The 16,497-nt window shown below is 62.7% G+C and carries 16 protein-coding genes; 12 read left to right on the plus strand and 4 right to left on the minus strand.

Features of this window, described 5'->3' with window-relative positions:
• The first annotated feature begins 46 nt into the window (after positions 1-46).
• From HDG32_RS05965 to HDG32_RS05985, 5 genes are all read left to right on the plus strand, one after another.
• Positions 47-826 (plus strand): enoyl-CoA hydratase/isomerase family protein, encoded by a 780-nt coding sequence (locus tag HDG32_RS05965; RefSeq protein WP_184064343.1) that lies wholly within the window; start codon positions 47-49, stop codon positions 824-826.
• Between the two features lie 77 nt (positions 827-903).
• Positions 904-2,106: an acyl-CoA dehydrogenase family protein gene (locus HDG32_RS05970; protein ID WP_184064346.1), complete on the plus strand. Its 1,203-nt coding sequence runs from the start codon at positions 904-906 to the stop codon at positions 2,104-2,106.
• Between the two features lie 2 nt (positions 2,107-2,108).
• On the plus strand, positions 2,109-3,251 hold the full coding sequence (locus HDG32_RS05975; protein ID WP_184064349.1) for an acyl-CoA dehydrogenase family protein: 1,143 nt from the start codon (positions 2,109-2,111) through the stop codon (positions 3,249-3,251).
• A 15-nt stretch (positions 3,252-3,266) separates the two neighbouring features.
• Positions 3,267-4,100, plus strand: a complete 834-nt coding sequence (locus HDG32_RS05980; RefSeq protein ID WP_184064352.1) for an SDR family oxidoreductase — start codon at positions 3,267-3,269, stop codon at positions 4,098-4,100.
• Positions 4,097-4,675: a nuclear transport factor 2 family protein gene (locus HDG32_RS05985; RefSeq protein WP_184064354.1), complete on the plus strand. Its 579-nt coding sequence runs from the start codon at positions 4,097-4,099 to the stop codon at positions 4,673-4,675. The genes HDG32_RS05980 and HDG32_RS05985 overlap by 4 nt, the downstream gene beginning before the upstream one ends.
• Before the next feature lie 222 nt (positions 4,676-4,897).
• Here HDG32_RS05985 and HDG32_RS05990 read toward each other — a convergent pair whose 3' ends face one another.
• The 3 genes from HDG32_RS05990 to HDG32_RS06000 all read right to left on the minus strand — a co-directional run bounded on the left by HDG32_RS05990 (position 4,898) and on the right by HDG32_RS06000 (position 7,376).
• Positions 4,898-5,218 (minus strand): 2Fe-2S iron-sulfur cluster-binding protein, encoded by a 321-nt coding sequence (locus tag HDG32_RS05990; protein ID WP_184032234.1) that lies wholly within the window; start codon positions 5,216-5,218, stop codon positions 4,898-4,900.
• A gap of 30 nt (positions 5,219-5,248) precedes the next feature.
• The gene (locus HDG32_RS05995; RefSeq protein WP_184064357.1) at positions 5,249-6,502 is read right to left on the minus strand and encodes an NAD(P)/FAD-dependent oxidoreductase; all 1,254 of its coding nucleotides are present in this window, start codon (positions 6,500-6,502) and stop codon (positions 5,249-5,251) included.
• Between the two features lie 100 nt (positions 6,503-6,602).
• Positions 6,603-7,376 (minus strand): TetR/AcrR family transcriptional regulator, encoded by a 774-nt coding sequence (locus tag HDG32_RS06000; RefSeq protein ID WP_260335971.1) that lies wholly within the window; start codon positions 7,374-7,376, stop codon positions 6,603-6,605.
• A gap of 122 nt (positions 7,377-7,498) precedes the next feature.
• On the opposite strand from HDG32_RS06000, the gene HDG32_RS06005 reads away from it, so the two are divergent.
• The 6 genes from HDG32_RS06005 (at position 7,499) to HDG32_RS06030 (ending at position 14,138) form a co-directional block, all read left to right on the plus strand.
• Positions 7,499-8,743: a cytochrome P450 gene (locus HDG32_RS06005; protein WP_184064359.1), complete on the plus strand. Its 1,245-nt coding sequence runs from the start codon at positions 7,499-7,501 to the stop codon at positions 8,741-8,743.
• A 72-nt stretch (positions 8,744-8,815) separates the two neighbouring features.
• Positions 8,816-10,417 (plus strand): GMC family oxidoreductase, encoded by a 1,602-nt coding sequence (locus HDG32_RS06010; protein ID WP_184064361.1) that lies wholly within the window; start codon positions 8,816-8,818, stop codon positions 10,415-10,417.
• Positions 10,414-11,184: an enoyl-CoA hydratase/isomerase family protein gene (locus tag HDG32_RS06015; RefSeq protein WP_184064363.1), complete on the plus strand. Its 771-nt coding sequence runs from the start codon at positions 10,414-10,416 to the stop codon at positions 11,182-11,184. The genes HDG32_RS06010 and HDG32_RS06015 overlap by 4 nt, the downstream gene beginning before the upstream one ends.
• Positions 11,185-11,221: 37 nt before the next feature.
• Entirely contained in the window at positions 11,222-12,388 is a 1,167-nt protein-coding gene (locus tag HDG32_RS06020; protein ID WP_184064365.1) for a serine hydrolase, read from the plus strand.
• A gap of 8 nt (positions 12,389-12,396) precedes the next feature.
• The gene (locus tag HDG32_RS06025; protein ID WP_184064993.1) at positions 12,397-13,254 is read left to right on the plus strand and encodes a MaoC family dehydratase N-terminal domain-containing protein; all 858 of its coding nucleotides are present in this window, start codon (positions 12,397-12,399) and stop codon (positions 13,252-13,254) included.
• Between the two features lie 62 nt (positions 13,255-13,316).
• Positions 13,317-14,138: a CoA ester lyase gene (locus tag HDG32_RS06030; RefSeq protein WP_184064367.1), complete on the plus strand. Its 822-nt coding sequence runs from the start codon at positions 13,317-13,319 to the stop codon at positions 14,136-14,138.
• Between the two features lie 80 nt (positions 14,139-14,218).
• Here HDG32_RS06030 and HDG32_RS06035 read toward each other — a convergent pair whose 3' ends face one another.
• Positions 14,219-15,124 (minus strand): SDR family NAD(P)-dependent oxidoreductase, encoded by a 906-nt coding sequence (locus HDG32_RS06035; RefSeq protein ID WP_184064369.1) that lies wholly within the window; start codon positions 15,122-15,124, stop codon positions 14,219-14,221.
• Positions 15,125-15,276: 152 nt separating this feature from the next.
• On the opposite strand from HDG32_RS06035, the gene HDG32_RS06040 reads away from it, so the two are divergent.
• Positions 15,277-16,479 carry a cytochrome P450 gene (locus tag HDG32_RS06040; protein WP_184064371.1) on the plus strand — a complete coding sequence of 401 codons (1,203 nt, stop codon included), beginning with the start codon at positions 15,277-15,279 and terminating at the stop codon, positions 16,477-16,479.
• Positions 16,480-16,497 lie beyond the last annotated feature (18 nt).

A 16,497-nucleotide genomic window follows, 5' to 3' on the forward strand; every position in this document is an offset into this window, starting at 1 on the left:
AGACCGTCGAACGGACGAACCAAACTCAGACGAAGATCCGAACATCATGGATGTTGAACTCACTTTGAACGGCGCGGTTGCGACGCTGTGTCTGAACCGCCCCGAGAAGCTCAACGCGCTGACGCCGGAAATGCTTGATCTGATTCTCGGCCACCTCGATCGCATCGAAAAGGATCCGGAGATTCGCGCGGTGATTCTCACTGGCGCAGGCCGCGCATTTTGCGCCGGTGCCGACATCAAGGGCAGCGGCGCCGCGCCACCGCAGATGAGCGTGGCGCACGCGCGCGCATCGATGGCGGTGTATCAGAAGATCGCGCTTCGGTTGTACAACCTGAACAAGCCAGTGGTCGCGGCGGTACGAGGCGTTGCCGTGGGAATTGCCTGGAGCTTTGCGCTGTGCGCGGACCAGCTGATCGTTTCCGATACGGCGCAGTTCATTCCCGCCTTCCTGATGCGCGCCACCTTACCTGAAGGCGGCATGGTGCATCTGCTTGCGCGTCATTGCGGCGAGTTTCGCGCCAAGGAAATCATGTATCTGAATCGCCGGCTGAGCGGCAAGGAAGCACTCGATATGGGTCTTGCCAGTCATCTCGTCGAGGACGGCGAGCTTGACGCGGCCGCCGAAAAGCTGGCTGGCGAGCTGGCGGCTGGCCCGACTTTCTCGCTCGGGCTGACCAAGCAGTTGTTCAGGTTGAACCCCGGTGGCATGGAAGAGTTTCTTGCGCAGGAACTGAACGCGGTGGCGCTCGCGGTGAACTCCGAGGACGCCGCGGAGGGCCGGCTCGCCGCGAGAGAAAAACGCGCCCCGGCTTTCAGAGGCCGCTAGGCGGAGCACCCGCGCAAGCGCGGCGCAGTGGCGCGACAGAGCAGACAACGAGGGCGCAAGAGATTCAGGAGTCAGGCATGCATTTGGGCTATAGCGAGGAAGACGAATCATTTCGTCGGGAAGTCAGAATGTTTTTCAGTGAGCATGCGCCGGCCGACATTTCACGCCGCTGGCGTGTCGGCGTGCATCCGCCTGCGCGCGATGACATCCGCAGATGGCAGCGCATTCTGTACGAGCGCGGCTGGGGTGCGCCCCATTGGCCCGTCGAACATGGCGGCACCGGCTGGAGCGCGATTCGCAAGCATATCTTCATGGAAGAGCTGTACAACGCCGATGCCATGGACTATGGGTGGCAGTCGACGCAGATGGTGGCGCCCGTCATCATCGCGTTCGGTTCGGACTGGCAGAGGGAGCGTTTTCTCGGGCCTATTCTGCGCGGCGACGAGTTCTGGTGCCAGGGCTTTTCAGAGCCGAACGCGGGCTCGGATCTGGCTGGACTGAAGACCACGGCCGTGCTCGACGGTGACGAGTACGTGATCAACGGCCAGAAGATCTGGACCAGCGACGCAACGATTGCCGATTGGGGCTTCTTCCTCGTCAAGACCGATACGAGCGTCAAGCCGCAACGAGGCATTTCCTTCCTGCTGGTCAAAATGGACACACCGGGCATCACGGTGCGTCCGATCGTTTCGATCGAAGGCGGCAAGGGCCTGAATGAAGTGTTCCTCGAAAACGTGCGTGTGCCGAAGTCGCATCTCGTGGGCGAGGCCGGCATGGGATGGACCTATGCGAAGTACCTCCTCGAGAAGGAGCGCACGGCGAGCGCGTTCCTGTACTTCAATAAACGCGAGCTGCAGCGCGCGAAAGACATCGCGGGGCAGGAGCGGGAGGACGGCGTGCGGCTCATCGATACACCCGGGTTCGCGCGCAAGGTCGCCCAGGTCGAAGCGGACCTGATGGCGCTCGAATGGTCGGTGCTCCGCATCCTTGCCGAAGAGAAGAGCGAGCGCAATCTCGATGCGGTCGTCTCTGCGCTGAAGATCAGCGGGTCGGAGATGCAACAGCGCGTGACGCAGCTGCAAATGGACGCACTCGGTCCCCGCGCGATGCGTTTCGACGACCACGGCGAGCCGCAGGGTGATCTGGCGGTCGACGAAAATTGGCCGGATTACATGGGCGGCCGCACGTCGGGCTATCTGATCGCGCGCGCCTCCACGATCTATGGCGGCGCGCGCGAAGTGCAGAAGAACATCATTGCCAAGCTGGCCTTTGGACTGTAGCCATGGACTTCAACTTCTCCGAAGAACAATTGATGCTGAAGGACGGCGCAGAGCGCTACGTTCAGCAGGAGTATGGATTCGAGGCGCGCACGCGCATCGCATCGGAGCAAGAGGGCTTCAGCCGCGAACATTGGCGCGCCTATGCCGAACTGGGCTGGCTCGGGCTGACGATGCCGGAAGACGTCGGCGGTCTCGGGTGCTCGTTCGTTGAAACGGCGATCGTGATGGAGGCGCTCGGTCGCGGTATGGCGCTCGAGCCGGTCGTGCAGACGGCGCTGCTTTGCGCCACGATCATCGAACGAGGCGATGCGCGGCGCCGGCGTGAGTCGCTGCTGCCCGCCGTCATCGACGGCACGCTGCTGCTGTCGCTCGCGGACAGCGAAGCGGGCAGCCGGTACAAGCTGGGATGCCACGCGCAAACGCACGCGCTCAGGAGCGCCTCGGGTTACCTGATCAGCGGCGCGAAGACGCTGGTGATCGCCGGCGCGTCGGCGGACCAGCTGCTCGTGACCGCGCGAGTCGAAGGCGCGTCGCGAGGCGTGGGCGTTTTTCTTGTCGATCGCCGGGCCGCGGGCGTAACGTGCCGGTCGTACCGTTTGCTCGATGGATCGCGTGCCGCGGATATCGACCTGCACAACGTCGAGCTCAGTGAAGATGCATTGATCGTCGGACCTGAACGCTCGCTGCAGGTGCTCACGCAGGCAGCGGAACTCGCCAGTCTCGCGAGCGTGGCCGAGAGCCTTGGCATGATGGAAGCCGTGATGGCGATCACCTCGGAGTACATCAAGGGACGCTCGCAGTTCGGCCAGCCGATCGGCAAGTTCCAGGCGTTGCAGCATCGCATGGCTGAGATGTTCGTCGCCACGCAGGAGGCGCGTTCGATGCTGTACTGCGGGATCGCGCACCTGAACGGCCCGGCGGCCGAACGCAGCCGCGTCATCTCGGCGGCCAAAGCCGTTGCCGCGCGCGCCAATCGCTTCGTTTGCGCGCAGGGCATCCAGTTGCACGGTGGCATGGGGCTCACCGAGGAATATCCGGTAGGGCACTACTTCCGCAAGATGACGATGATGGAGAAGATGTTCGGCGATATCGACTTTCATCTCGACCGCGTTGCAGCAGGCGGCCGGACACCGATAACGGCCTGAGACAGGGAGCAGATCATGCAACGCGTGAAGCAAAAGATTGCCATCGTGACCGGGGCCGCATCCGGTATCGGCGCTGCCTGTGCCGCCAGGCTCGCGCAGGAGGGCGCCTTGATCGTCGTGGCGGACCTGAATCTCGAAGGCGCGCAGGAACAGGTTCGTCGTATTAACGAAGCGGGGGGGCACGCGGTCCCGGCGCAGGTCGATATCGGCGACGAAAGTTCGATCGATGCATTGTTCGAACTGACGCTCAAGACTTGGGGCGGGCTCGATATCCTGCATAACAACGCCGCGGCCACATCGCTTTCCAGTACTGCCGATGCGGCAGTCGAGGCACTCGACGTCGGGGTCTGGGACGACACGATGCGCATCAATCTTCGCGGCACCATGCTGGCCTCGCGGTGCGCGCTGCCGCTGATGCGCGCACGAGGCGGCGGTTCGATTATCAATACCTCTTCCGGTGCCGCTCAGGCGGGCGCGCTGGGGTACAGCGCGTACGGTGTCTGCAAGGCCGGTATCGAGGCGCTGACGCGCTACGTCGCCGCGCAGCACGGCAAGGAGGGGATACGCTGCAACGCGATCGCTCCCGGCCTGATCGTCACGCCGGTGACCCAGGCATACTACGCGGGGGAGACCGGAGAGATGATGCTGAGCCACCATCTCACGCCTCGCCTCGGGCAGCCCGAAGACATTGCACACGCGGTGGTGTATCTCGCTTCGGATGAGGCGGCGTTCGTCACGGGCCAGGTGTTCAACGTCGATGGCGGACTTCTTTCACACCAGCCTTACTATGCCGACGAAATCCGCGCGCGCCCGGCCGCGATGGCCAACGCTACGAAGGGGAAGGCATGACGACGGATTCAGCACTGCTCGCGCGTATCGAGCGCATCGAGGCGCAGCTCGCCATTCAACAATTGCCCGTCCGATACGCGCTCGCGGTCGATTCGCGCGATCTGGACAGCCTGGTGCAACTGTTCGCCGAAGACGTCGATTGCGGCCGATGGGGCGTAGGGCGCGCGGCATTGAAGACGTTCTACGGGTCCGAGCATATTCTGCGCGGCTTTTATCGCAGCATTCACCAGATCTGCGGCCACGTCGTCGATTTCGTCGATGCCGACCATGCGACGGGAAGCGTCTATTGTCGCGCGGAGCACGAGGACAACGGAGCGTGGGTGGTGATGGCGATCTGCTACTTCGATCACTATGTGCGGCGCGACGGGCAGTGGTGCTTCGAGCGTCGCGACGAACAGCATTGGTATTCGACGGACTGGCTCGCTCGCCCCGGTGCGCCGCGCTTGCAGAACTGGCCCGGCAAGTATGAAGGTGATCGGTATCAGCCGCGTCTTCCGCAAGGATTTCCGACGTGGGCGGCGTTCTGGAGCAACAGCGAACAGCCCGCGATCGACGCGTTGACGAAAGCGCCGTAAGCGCGGTCTCGTCTTCGGCCCCTGGCCCGCCACGTAGCCATTCGTGGGACTGACGAGGAATGCAAGGAGTGAGGTCCGCGCAAACTTCCGCATCGTGGAGATCGACGCCGATCACCCGTTCGCCGAGCGTCGTCGGATGCCGGGTCAGCGCCGCGCCGATGCCTGAGGCAGCGCCTTCGCCGGTGATCAGCGTCGTGCGGGAGGCCTCTGTGCCCATTGCGCTTACGCCGTCAGATCGGGCAGACGCACCACCAGCCCGTCCAGTTCCGGCGTCATGAAGATCTGGCATGTCAGACGGCTGTTTTCGCGCACGTCCATCGCGCAGGTGAGCATGTCGACTTCATAGGATTGCGCCGCTGGCATGTGGCTGCTCCAGGTGTCGTCGACATACGCGTGACAGGTTGCGCAGCTGCAGCTGCCGCCGCAATCGCCGAGAATGCCTGGGATCTGATTGTTCACCGCTGTTTGCATGACTGAATCGCCAACGTTGGCGCTTACGGCGGCCTCGCTACCGTCCGGCTGGATGAATCGAATGAGCGGCATGGCTTCTGAACCTCTGAAAAATGAATTGGACTAGGGAAGCAGACTTTTCAACGGGATCGATTCGTTGGCGAGATCGGCGGCGCGGACCGGAATTTTCTCGGCAACGAAACGCTTGGCCAGCACGAATTCGGGTACACGGCTGACCGTATCGGCTGCGAGCATGACGCCGTCCTTGAGATAAAACGCCGAGAAAGAGCGGGCTTTGGGATCGCCGCGCAGGACGAACTCGTCGTAGCCGAGGGACAAGCCGACCATCTTGAGCTTCAGATCGTATTGGTCGGACCAGAACCACGGCACGCTGTTGTAGACACGCTCCTTGCCGCACAACGACGCAGCGGCGGTGCGGGCCTGCTCCAGCGCGTTAGGGACCGATTCGAGACGCAGGCGGCGTCCAAGGGAAGGGTTGGGGTGGTTGGTGCAATCCCCGACCGCAAAAATGTCCGGGTCGGACGTGCGCGTGTGTTCGTCGACCATGATGCCGTTGTCGACAGCAAGGCCGGCCGCTTGCGCGAGTTCGGTGGCGGGCTCCAGTCCCACGCCGACGATGACGAGATCCGCGGCGACGCGCGTGCCGTCCGCGCAGCACACGGCGGCAACGGCGTCGCCGGATGCGTCGAGTTCGAACCCACTCACGATCGCGTTGGTACGGATGTCGACTCCGGCTTCGCGGTGAACTTCCTCGTAGAACCTGGAAAGCTCGGGAGCCGTGACGCGCGCGAGGACGCGCGGCAACGCCTCGAGCACGGTGACGCGCAAGCCGCGCTTCACGGCTACCGCAGCCACTTCCAGCCCGATATATCCACCGCCGATGATCACGAGGCGCGAGCCGGCATGAAACTGGTTTCGAATGCGCGCGACGTGATCGAGCGTGCGAAGGTAGTGAAAATTCTGCAGCTTCTCGGTCGCTTCGATACCCGGCAACGCGAGGCGCCGCGCGCGGCCGCCGGTGGCCAGAACCAGTTTCGTATAGCTGATTTCGCTGCCGTTGGACAGCGTGACCCGTTTCGCGTCACGGTCGATGCGCTGCGCGCGCGTGTTCGGGATGAACTCGACACGCGCTTTGTCGTACGTCGACAGCGGTTTCAGGTACAGCTGCTCGGCGGTCGATTCACCCGACAGGAATGCCTTGGAGAGCGGCGGCCGTTGGTAGGGCAAATGCGGTTCTTCTCCCACCATCACGATGCGTCCCGTCCATCCCTGTTCGCGGATCGCGGTCGCGCATTCTCCTGCTGCATGACCCGCCCCGACGATCAGCGCGATGTTCTCTGCGTCTCCAGCTGTCATGAGGCTAACTCCATCTGGCACGGCCGCAGGCTCGCTGCGGCCACAGTAAGTCTGAATAATGTTCTAAATTGTGAACGACGGTCGCTGCGACTGTCAATGCTCATGAACCCCGTTGGGCCGAGGCGGAACTGACCATCGCCTCGATGCCGCCAACCGCGAAACGAATCAAATAGGTGCGCATGCGCTCGATATGTGCTGTCGCGAGTGCCTTGGCTCCGGAGCGCGCTTCCTGCGCGTAAAGCTCGTTGAGCACGAGATGAAACACGGACTCGACGAAATGCTGCACCAGTTCGACGGTCTCCCGCGTGACGTGGGGAAGTGCCTTGGCGAAGGCGTCACGGTAGCGCGCGGCCGCAGGCGCGTATTGATCATAAAACGGCGCCGTGAGATCGGGGCGCTCCAGAAGACAGCCAATCTGGGTTAGCAGGCGCAAGTAATTTCGCCACCCCGGGTCGCCGCTCTTCAGATGCGCGAAGGCCGGTGCGGAAAGTGCGGTCACGATTGCTTCCACGTCGGGGCGCTTGCCTTGCAGGGGTGCCAGTTCGGCCTCGAGCGAGTCGATGACCTGCCGGCTGATCACCGCGGCGCGACGGCCGATCGCCTGCTGAAACAGCGCGTCTTTGCTGCCGAAGTGGTACCGCGCGAGGCTCAGCTCCATGCCACAGCTCTGCATGATGTCGCGAATCGACGTGCCGAAGTAGCCGTGCATCGCGAACAGCCGCTCGGCCGTATCGAGAATGCGCTCTGGCGTCGTGCTGCGCGCCGCGGCACGCGGCACATTGATGGCAGTCGCCCGTCTGCTGGCGGCGTGCGTGGTGCTGGACGGCATGGTTTCCCTTTGATGGCGGGGCGCGAGCCAGAAAGCGCGCAACATCCCCTTCCGCGAATGATAAATCGATCTTGCACACTTGTGCAAAATAGAACATAGTTCAACTATTGGTACCTCGCGCAAAAGCAGAGGTGCCTGCAAACAAACGATTATTGGAGACGGGAACCATGGCCGGCGCGCTGCGACTCGAGGACTTCGACGATCCTAAGTTCAACCCCTTTTTCGAGGATTCACTCGCTTACGGTGCCGATGCGGACCCTTATCCACGCATTGCGGAACTGCGGGAAAAGGCCGTGGTTCAGGAAGGCGACTACCGTGTGCTGATGGGCGGCGCGGCGGACCTGACCATGTCCGATGTCGCGCACTATTCCGTATTCGGATACGACGAGGTCTCGAAGGTGCTTGGCGACCCGGCAACGTTTTCAAACAAGTCTTACGAGCGCAATCTCGGCATCAGCTTCGGGCGCAGTATCTCGACGATGGATGCGCCCGAGCACCCGCGCTACCGCCGCATCTTCCAGAAGGCCTTTTTGCCGCACACCGTCGCGGCATGGGGCGATACGCTGGTCGACCCAGTGGTGAGCGAGCTGATGTCGAAGTTCATGGATCGCGGACATGCGGATCTCGTCAACGAGTTCACGCTTCACTACCCGTTCAACATCATCTATCGGCAACTGGCATTGCCGCCGGAAGACGTAAAGATCTTTCACAAGCTCGCCATCGCACAGACGCTGGTTTCGATCGATGTCGAGCATGGCGTGGAGGCATCGACGAAGCTGGGCACCTATTTCGCGCGGCTCGTCGACGAGCGCCGCAGTCATCCCGGCGACGATCTGGTGAGCTCGCTGGCCACCGCGGAGGTGGACGGTGAGCGGCTACCGGACGAGGTCGTCATTTCGTTTCTTCGCCAGCTGGTGAATGCGGGCGGCGACACGACCTATCGCGCGACCAGCGTACTGTTGCTTGCGTTGCTGCGCGATCCGGTACAGCTCGAAGCGGTGCGCCAGGATCGCACGCTGGTCGCGGCGGCGATCGAAGAGGCTCTGCGCTGGGACGGCCCCGTGCTGATGCAGTCGCGTATGGCGACGCGTGATGTCACGCTCGGCGGTATCGAGATTCCTGCCGGCGCATTTCTCGACGTGGTGGCGGGCAGCGCCAATCGCGACCCCAGCCGTTTCGCCGATCCGGACAGGTTCGACATCTATCGCAAGGCGGGTCACCGGCACTTTGCATTCGCCTATGGCCCGCACGTGTGCATCGGCCAGCACCTGGCGCGCGTGGAAATGACGCGCGCGCTCAACGCGATTCTCGATCGCCTGCCCAATCTTCGGCTCGATCCGGCCGCGCCAGCTCCACCGATCAACGGGATCATGATGCGCGTTCCGCATTCGATTCCCGTCATCTTCGGCTAACAGGAACAACGCTGGCCTCGCGTGCTGTGGATGGGGCTGGCCGACAAGGCACGGACGGTGGAGAACGCATAGATGACCGAGTTTGACTTTATCGTGATTGGCGCGGGTGCGGCGGGTTGCGTGCTAGCCAATCGTCTTTCGCAGAGCGGGCACCATACCGTGCTACTCATCGAGGCAGGTCCGGAAGATCGCAATCCGTTGATCCGGATGCCAAAAGGCTTTGGCAAGCTGCTGGGCGATCCAGCCCATGCCTGGTTCATTCCGGTGCAGCCCGATCACGGCAACGGGCATCGCAACGAAATCTGGCTTCGCGGCAAGATGCTCGGGGGTTCCAGCAGCATCAACGGCATGGTGTATATGCGAGGTCATCCCGAGGACTACGACGGATGGGCCGAACTGGGTGTCGAGGGCTGGAGCTGGCAGAACCTGGCGCCTTGCTTCCGGCGCATCGAAGATCACGCGCTCGGCGCCGATGAGCTGCGTGGAGAGGGCGGCCCGCTGAAAGTGTCACCGTACGCGCGCCGCAATCGGATCGGCGACGCCGTACTCGAAGCGTGCCGGTCGCTCGGCGTGCGGCGCTTGGAAGATATCAACAGGCTCGATCATGAGGGCGTGGCCTATCTGATCTATACGATACGCAACGGTCGTCGGCAAAGCTCGGCCGAAGCCTTTCTGAAGCCCGCGAGGGCGCGCAAGAACCTCACAGTCGCCACCGGCACGCAAGCCGCGCGAATCGTGTTTGACGGCACGCGCGCCGTCGGCGTGCAGTGCGAAAGCGCGGGGCAGCAGATCGCTTACCGTGCGCGTCGCGAGGTGGTGCTCTCGGCGGGCGCGATCGAGTCGCCGCGGCTTTTGCAGTTGTCGGGCGTGGGCGATCCCGGCCATCTGCAGTCGCTTGGCATTCCTGTCGTGGCGGCGAGTCCGGGGGTCGGACGGAACCTGCGCGAGCACTATCTATATATGCTGCAGGCCCGCCTGCGGCACTGGCGCGATTCGCAGAACCGGCAGTTCAGCGGCATGCGCTTATGGCGCAACGCGATGCAGTATCTGCTGTTCCGCCGTGGCGTGATGTCGCTCGGCTCGTACCAGGTGGGCGGCTTCGTCAAGACCGCGGCGGATGCGATGCGTCCCGATGTTCAACTGATGATGGCGCCGTACTCGATGGATTTCGGCGCGGCCGGTTACGCGTTCGAGTCGTTCCCAGGCATGCAGCTCTTCAGCTACCCGCTGCGCCCGCGCAGCGAAGGGCACGTCAGGATCCAGTCCGCGGACCCCCGCGTGCCGCCCGAAGTCGTCGCGAACTACCTTGCCGATCCGTACGACCGGCAGATGGCTGTCAACGCATTCCGGTTCATGCGCAGCGTGCTGGCCGCCGAGCCGCTTGCCAGCCTGCTGGCAGGGGAGACACGCCCAGGCCCCGCCGTCCGGACCGATGACGAGATTCTCGACCTCTACCGGCGTGAAGGCCAATCCGGCTATCACGCGTGCGGTACCTGCAAGATGGGATCGGACACGCTTGCCGTGCTCGATTCGCGGCTGCGCGTGCGCGGTGTCGAACGCCTGCGCGTGATGGATCTCTCCATAACACCCACGATGATCTCCGGCAACACGAATGGCCCCATGATGGCGATGGCATGGCGCGCCGCCGGCCTGATCCTGGAGGACGCGCGATGAGCCGCCTTGAAGACTACAGCGGGCGCTTTACGAACATCGATTTCGAGCGACGCGACGGTATTTTGCAAGTGCGCCTGCATACCGATGGCGGCCCGCTCAAGTGGGGCGCGCTCGATCGCAGCATTCACAGCCAGCTAGGCGAGGCGTTCTACCAGATCGCACGCGACCTCGATAATCGCGTAGTCATCCTGACCGGAACCGGCGATTCGTTCTGCGACGCGATGAATGACGCCGAGTTGCCGGCGGAGCCGCTTGTGCAAGTCTGGCCGCGCCTGCAGCGCGAGGGGCAGGACCTGCTGATGCAACTGCTGGACATTCCGGTTCCGGTTATCGGCGCGATCAACGGGCCGGCACTCATTCATGCCGAGTTGCTCGTGCTGTCGGATATCGTGCTGGCCTCCAGTCGCGCCGAAATCTCGGACCAGGCGCACTTCGTTCACGGCGTCGTGCCGGCGGACGGCGTGCAGATCGTCTGGCCGATGCTGATTGGTCACAACCGCGCCCGCTACTTTCTTCTCAGCGGCGAGCGCATCACGGCGCAGCGCGCGTGGGAGCTTGGCGTCGTCGGCGAAGTCGTCGCGCACGACACCTTGCTCGAACGTGCGTGGCAAATGGCGCACGAACTCGCGGCGAAGCCGATCGAAACGCTGCGATACACGCGCGCGGTCTTCACGCAGCCGTTCAAGCGCCGCATGGTCGACGAACTGGGCTACGGGCTCGCGCTCGAAGGGCTCGCCGGTATTGCTGCGCAGTCCGGCAAGACGTAGTCCGTCAACGCGAATGTTCACGAATGGGAGACACGATATGACCTTGGTAGTGCAAGCATCAACGGAGCGCAACGCGATCGTTCAGCAGGCGCTCGACCGCGCCACACGGGAAGGCGGTGAGATCGGCGTGCAGGTGGCGGCCTATCTGAACGGCAAGCTCATGATCGACGCATGGAGCGGCGTGGCCGATCCGTCCACCGGCCGTCTGGTCGACGGCGAAACGCTGTTCAATGTGTATTCGGTGACGAAGGCGGTTGCAGCAACCGCGTTGCATATCCTGGCCGACCGCGGGCTCATCGAATACGACGCGCCGGTGACACGCTACTGGCCAGAGTATGGTGCCAACGGCAAGCAGAAAACGACGGTGCGCGATGTGCTGACTCATCGCGCGTGTGTGCCGCAAATGCCCGAAGGCGTCACACCGGAGCTGATGTGTGACTGGCAGTGGATGACCAGCGCCATCGCCAACCTCGAGCCGCTTGCGGAGCCGGGGACGAAGACGCTGTACCTCTCGATGACGTTCGGCTGGATCGTTGGCGAGCTGGTGCGGCGCGCCGATCCGAAGAAGCGCTCGCTGGGCCGTTTTGTCCGGGAGGAGATTGCAATGCCACTCGGCATCGACGATCTATGGATCGGCATTCCCGACGAAGTCGAACCGCGCATCGCACGTCTCACCGATGCAATGGTGCCGGTTCCCGCGGAATACCTGCCGCCGCTGTTCCTGCGCTCGATGCCGCAACAGGTCGCATTGGCGCCGCAAGTGTTCGAGCGTCCGGACGTGCGGCGCGCGGAAGTGGCGGGCGTTGGCGGGATCTTCAGCGCACGCAGCGAGGCGCGCTTCTGGGCAATGCTGGCGTGCGGCGGCGAGTTGGACGGCGTGAGGATCCTCTCGAAGGAGCTCGTCGCCACGCTCAACACGCCGCGCGCCAATAGCGAGGAGCCCGACCCGGTGATGTTCGGCTTTCCGATTCCAATCACGATCGGTGGCTTCTGGTTCGGCGGCAACCATCCGCCGGTGACGGCGGCACGCTCGCCGCGCGCTTTGTGCCATCCGGGGCAGGGCAATTCGATCGGCTGGGCGGACCCGGATACCGGGCTCGCCGTCGCGATCTGCCATAACAAGCTGTTCAACCCGGCCACGCCGGAAGAAGATCCGCTGCTTCCGATCGCTGCGGCGATTCGCGACGCACTGGATCTGAAGTGATTGGCACGATGCGCATGGATATCGAGTATTTGCAGCAATGGACTGGGCGCACTGAGGAAGTGCAGGACCAGCTTACCTCCACGCCGATAGCGGCCCTCAGCGCCATGCTTGACCACGATGACGCGGTTTCAGCACGTGGCGATGACTTGCCGCCGTTGTGGCACTGGCTTTATTTTCTGCCGGTTCATCGCCAGTCGATGGTGGGGGCGGACGGTCATCCGAAACGCGGCGGCTTTCTGCCGCCGGTCGATTTGCCTCGCCGCATGTGGGCGGGCAGTCAACTCGAGTTTCTACGGCCGCTGAAAGCAGGGAGTGCGATCACGCGTCTTTCATGCATCGAGAGTGTTGCGCACAAGCGTGGACGTACCGGCGATCTCGTGTTCGTGAAGGTCAAGCACGAGGTCAGCGACGCTGTTGGCCTTGCGATCGTCGAACGCCAGGATATCGTGTATCGCGATCATCCGGCCGCCAGCGAAAAGCCCGCAGCATTACAGGCCGCGCCCATGGGCGCTCAATGGGCACGCGAGGTCAATCCCGATCCTGTGCTGCTGTTTCGCTACTCAGCGCTTACGTTGAATGGTCATCGCATTCACTACGATCGGCCTTACGCGATCGGCGCAGAGGGATACGAGGGACTCGTCGTGCATGGCCCGCTGCTCGCCACGCTACTGATGGACTCGCTCGGATCGGAGTTGCCGGGCGCGCGCGTCGGAGCGTTTTCGTTCCGCGCGATCAAGCCGGTGGTGGACACTTCGCCTTTCCATGTTTGCGGAAAGCAACACGAATCGGACCAAAGCAAGGTGAGCTTGTGGATCGCCGGCAGCGACGGATCGTTGCGCATGGAAGCCACGGCTGTTCTGATCTGATCGTCGAGCCGGTCCGCTGGCGAGGTCGCCATAGCCGGGCCGGACGCTGAATGGGAGACTTTATGCGTTCGTTTCTTTTTGTGCCGGGCAGCAAGCCTGAACGATTCGCCAAGGCGCTCGCGGCAGGCGCCGATGCGGTGATCGTGGACCTCGAGGACGCTGTTGCAGATGCGGACAAAGCGTCGGCGCGTGCATATGTTGCCGACGCGGTACGTACATTTTTGGCATCGACGGTTCGGGTACTTTTGCGCATCAATGGCGCGGGGACGCAGTCGTTCCAGCGGGACCTCTCGCTCGCAGCGTTCGATGGTATCGATGGCGTGGTGTTGCCCAAGGCTGAGAATCCGGCTGCTTTGGCCGCTGTCGCGGCGGCAACGGCGAAACCCATATTGCCGATCATCGAATCTGCCGAGGGCGTCTGGAACGCACTGGACGTGGCGCGCATGCCCGGCGTCGAGCGACTCATATTCGGTTCGGTTGACTTCGAACTCGATCTGGATTGTGACGGTTCATGGGACGCGTTGTTGTTCGCGCGTTCGCGTATCGTGCTGGCCTCCCGCGTAGCGGGCATTCAGTCTCCCGTGGATGGCGTTAGCGTGGCAATCGATGACGAACGACAACTCGCGCACGATTCGTCGAAGGCGCGATCGCTGGGCTTTGGCGGGAAGCTGTGCATTCATCCGCGCCAGATTGCAGCGGTCAATGCGACGTTCAGCCCGAGCGCGGATGAAATTGCCAAGGCGCGGCGAATCGTCGACGCGTATGAGCGGGCAGAAGGCGGGGCGGTGTCCGTAGATGGACGGATGGTGGACTTGCCGGTATTGCTCAAGGCAAGACGCATCGTTGGCTTGTCTGAAAGCGTGCGAGGTTCAGAGGAAGGGTAAGTGGTGCGGCGGGTGCGGGTGAGCGCCGCACCGCCCGCGCCACCACCGCATCATGTGGCGCGGGCGTGACACGGTATCGCTTACACCGGATCCCAGGGCGTGAGCGCCATGGACGGCACGTTCGGGAAAAAGCTCGACTCGAACGCCGGCATGACCTGCTCGGCAATCGCTTCAGGCGTCCAGCCGCCGTCGCGATGCAGCGAGCGGATCATGCGGATCTGGTTGAAGAAGTAGATCTCGTTGGCGCGCACGCCGAAGATCTGACCCGAAACCTTTGCGGCCTGGTCGGACGCAAGGTAGACCGCGAGCGGCGCGATCTTGCGCGATTCCATGCGCTTGAGAATTTCGACGCGTGCTTTTTGCTCAGGCGTCTCCGAGGGGATCGAGGCCGTCATTGCGGTCCATGCCCACGGCGCGATGCAGTTCGAGCGCACGTTGAATTTCGCCATGTCGAGGGCAATCGACTTCGACAGACCGACGACCCCCATTTTGGCGGCGGAGTAGTTGGCCTGTCCGATGTTGCCGATCAGACCCGAGGTGGAGGTCATGTGAACGAAGCTGCCGCCGTTTTGTGCCTTGAAATGCGGAGCCGCCGCGCGTGCCACGAAAAACGACCCGTTCAGATGCACGTCGACTACGGCCTTCCACTCGTCGAGGCTCATGTTGAAGAACATGCGGTCACGCACGATGCCGGCGTTGTTGACCACACAGTCGATGCGGCCGAACGTGTCCAGCGCGGCCTGCACGATCTTCTGCGCGCAATCCCATTCAGCGACGCTATCCGTCGAGGCAAGCGCCTGCCCGCCGGCCTCCTTGATTTCTTCGACGACGCGCTCTGCGGCGAACTGGCCGGATTCGGCGTTGCGACCCAGGTCGTTGACGATGACCTTTGCGCCGTTCGCCGCGAATTGCAACGCAAAATCGCGCCCGATGCCGGCACCCGCACCCGTGACCACTACCACCTTGTCCTTGACGAAATCGCTCACTCTTGTCTCCGTTCGATAGGCGTTGATGTAAAAAAGCTCGCTTCGGTATAATATCAAAACTGAACGGCGTTGCATAATATGAACGCTGGCACGTTGATGCAAAGTGTGACGATTGATCCATTCGAAGACGACCAAATGATAGGAGACGCGAGATGAACCCTACGAAAGACTGGACCGTGCCGGACCATGTTCCGCGAGAACTCGTGGTCGATTTCGACTATATGAATCCGCCCGGTGCGCAAGACGACGTTCATCTGGCGTGGAAGAGGCTGCATACCGGGCCCGATATCGTCTGGTCCCCGTACCATGGCGGCCACTGGATCGCCACGCGCGGCGAAGACATCGAGGCCATGCAGAAGGACCACACCCATTTTTCGCATCGCAGTGTCAACATCCCGCCGCTCAACGAAACGCAGCTCGTGCCGCTCGAGCTTGACCCGCCTGAACATACCGCGTACCGCAACCTGATCACGCCCGCTTTCCTGCCGCAAGCTATCTCCTCGCTGGAAAGCGACGTGCGCAAGCTCGCAATCGAGCTGATCGAAAAAATCGCTCCACGAGGCGAATGCGAGTTCGTCTCGGAGTTCTCGAAGATCCTGCCGATCGTGATTTTCCTACGTCTTGCCGATCTTCCGTTGAGCGATCGAGGACAATTGCTCGAATGGGCGGAATGGGCCGTGCGCGGCAACTTCGAGCAGCGCAACGAATCCCAGCACCGGCTGATTGGCTATATCTCCACCTGGGTGGACAAGCGCAAGGCAGAGGCGGGCGGCGATCTCGTCAGCCTCATCGCCAACGCGCAGATCGACGGCAAGCCGATCAGCCCCGAGCGCATGTTTGGGATGTTTATCGTCGTGCTGTTTGGCGGCCTCGATACCGTCGCGTCGATGATGGGTTTCATCGCGCGCTTTCTGGCGGAGAATCCGGTGCACCGCAGGCAGCTGATCGAGAATCCCGATCTGATGGTGTCGTCGGTCGATGAGATGATTCGTCGCTTTGGCGTGGCGAACACCGCGCGGCTCATCACGCAGGACATGGAATACAAGGGCATCCAGTTCAGGAAGGGTGACCAGATTCAATTGCCGAACTCCCTGTTTGGCCTCGACGACCGCAAGTTCAGCGATCCGCTCGCCGTCGATCTGACGCGCAAGCCAGTGCTGCACGCAGCGTTCGGCAACGGCCCGCATCGCTGCCCGGGGTCGTTCCTCGCGCGTACGGAGATCAAGGTTTTTCTCCAGGAGTGGCTCAAACGCATTCCCGATTTTCGCATTCGCGAGGGCGACAAGCCCCGATGCGGCTCGGGCTCCGTCAACGGCATGCTCTATCTGCCGCTCGTCTGGGACGTAGCGCCCTGAAGTATCCCCACCCTCAAC

Origin of the sequence: Paraburkholderia sp. CI2, from assembly GCF_014201055.1 — a bacterium.
GTDB lineage: Bacteria > Pseudomonadota > Gammaproteobacteria > Burkholderiales > Burkholderiaceae > Paraburkholderia > Paraburkholderia tuberum.

Coding starts and splice junctions, on each gene's coding strand:
- HDG32_RS05965 (WP_184064343.1), top strand. CDS start 47: ATGGATGTTGAACTCACTTTGAACGGCGCGGTTGCGACGCTGTGTCTG.
- HDG32_RS05970 (WP_184064346.1), top strand. CDS start 904: ATGCATTTGGGCTATAGCGAGGAAGACGAATCATTTCGTCGGGAAGTC.
- HDG32_RS05975 (WP_184064349.1), top strand. CDS start 2,109: ATGGACTTCAACTTCTCCGAAGAACAATTGATGCTGAAGGACGGCGCA.
- HDG32_RS05980 (WP_184064352.1), top strand. CDS start 3,267: ATGCAACGCGTGAAGCAAAAGATTGCCATCGTGACCGGGGCCGCATCC.
- HDG32_RS05985 (WP_184064354.1), top strand. CDS start 4,097: ATGACGACGGATTCAGCACTGCTCGCGCGTATCGAGCGCATCGAGGCG.
- HDG32_RS05990 (WP_184032234.1), bottom strand. CDS start 5,218: ATGCCGCTCATTCGATTCATCCAGCCGGACGGTAGCGAGGCCGCCGTA.
- HDG32_RS05995 (WP_184064357.1), bottom strand. CDS start 6,502: ATGACAGCTGGAGACGCAGAGAACATCGCGCTGATCGTCGGGGCGGGT.
- HDG32_RS06000 (WP_260335971.1), bottom strand. CDS start 7,376: ATGTTGCGCGCTTTCTGGCTCGCGCCCCGCCATCAAAGGGAAACCATG.
- HDG32_RS06005 (WP_184064359.1), top strand. CDS start 7,499: ATGGCCGGCGCGCTGCGACTCGAGGACTTCGACGATCCTAAGTTCAAC.
- HDG32_RS06010 (WP_184064361.1), top strand. CDS start 8,816: ATGACCGAGTTTGACTTTATCGTGATTGGCGCGGGTGCGGCGGGTTGC.
- HDG32_RS06015 (WP_184064363.1), top strand. CDS start 10,414: ATGAGCCGCCTTGAAGACTACAGCGGGCGCTTTACGAACATCGATTTC.
- HDG32_RS06020 (WP_184064365.1), top strand. CDS start 11,222: ATGACCTTGGTAGTGCAAGCATCAACGGAGCGCAACGCGATCGTTCAG.
- HDG32_RS06025 (WP_184064993.1), top strand. CDS start 12,397: ATGCGCATGGATATCGAGTATTTGCAGCAATGGACTGGGCGCACTGAG.
- HDG32_RS06030 (WP_184064367.1), top strand. CDS start 13,317: ATGCGTTCGTTTCTTTTTGTGCCGGGCAGCAAGCCTGAACGATTCGCC.
- HDG32_RS06040 (WP_184064371.1), top strand. CDS start 15,277: ATGAACCCTACGAAAGACTGGACCGTGCCGGACCATGTTCCGCGAGAA.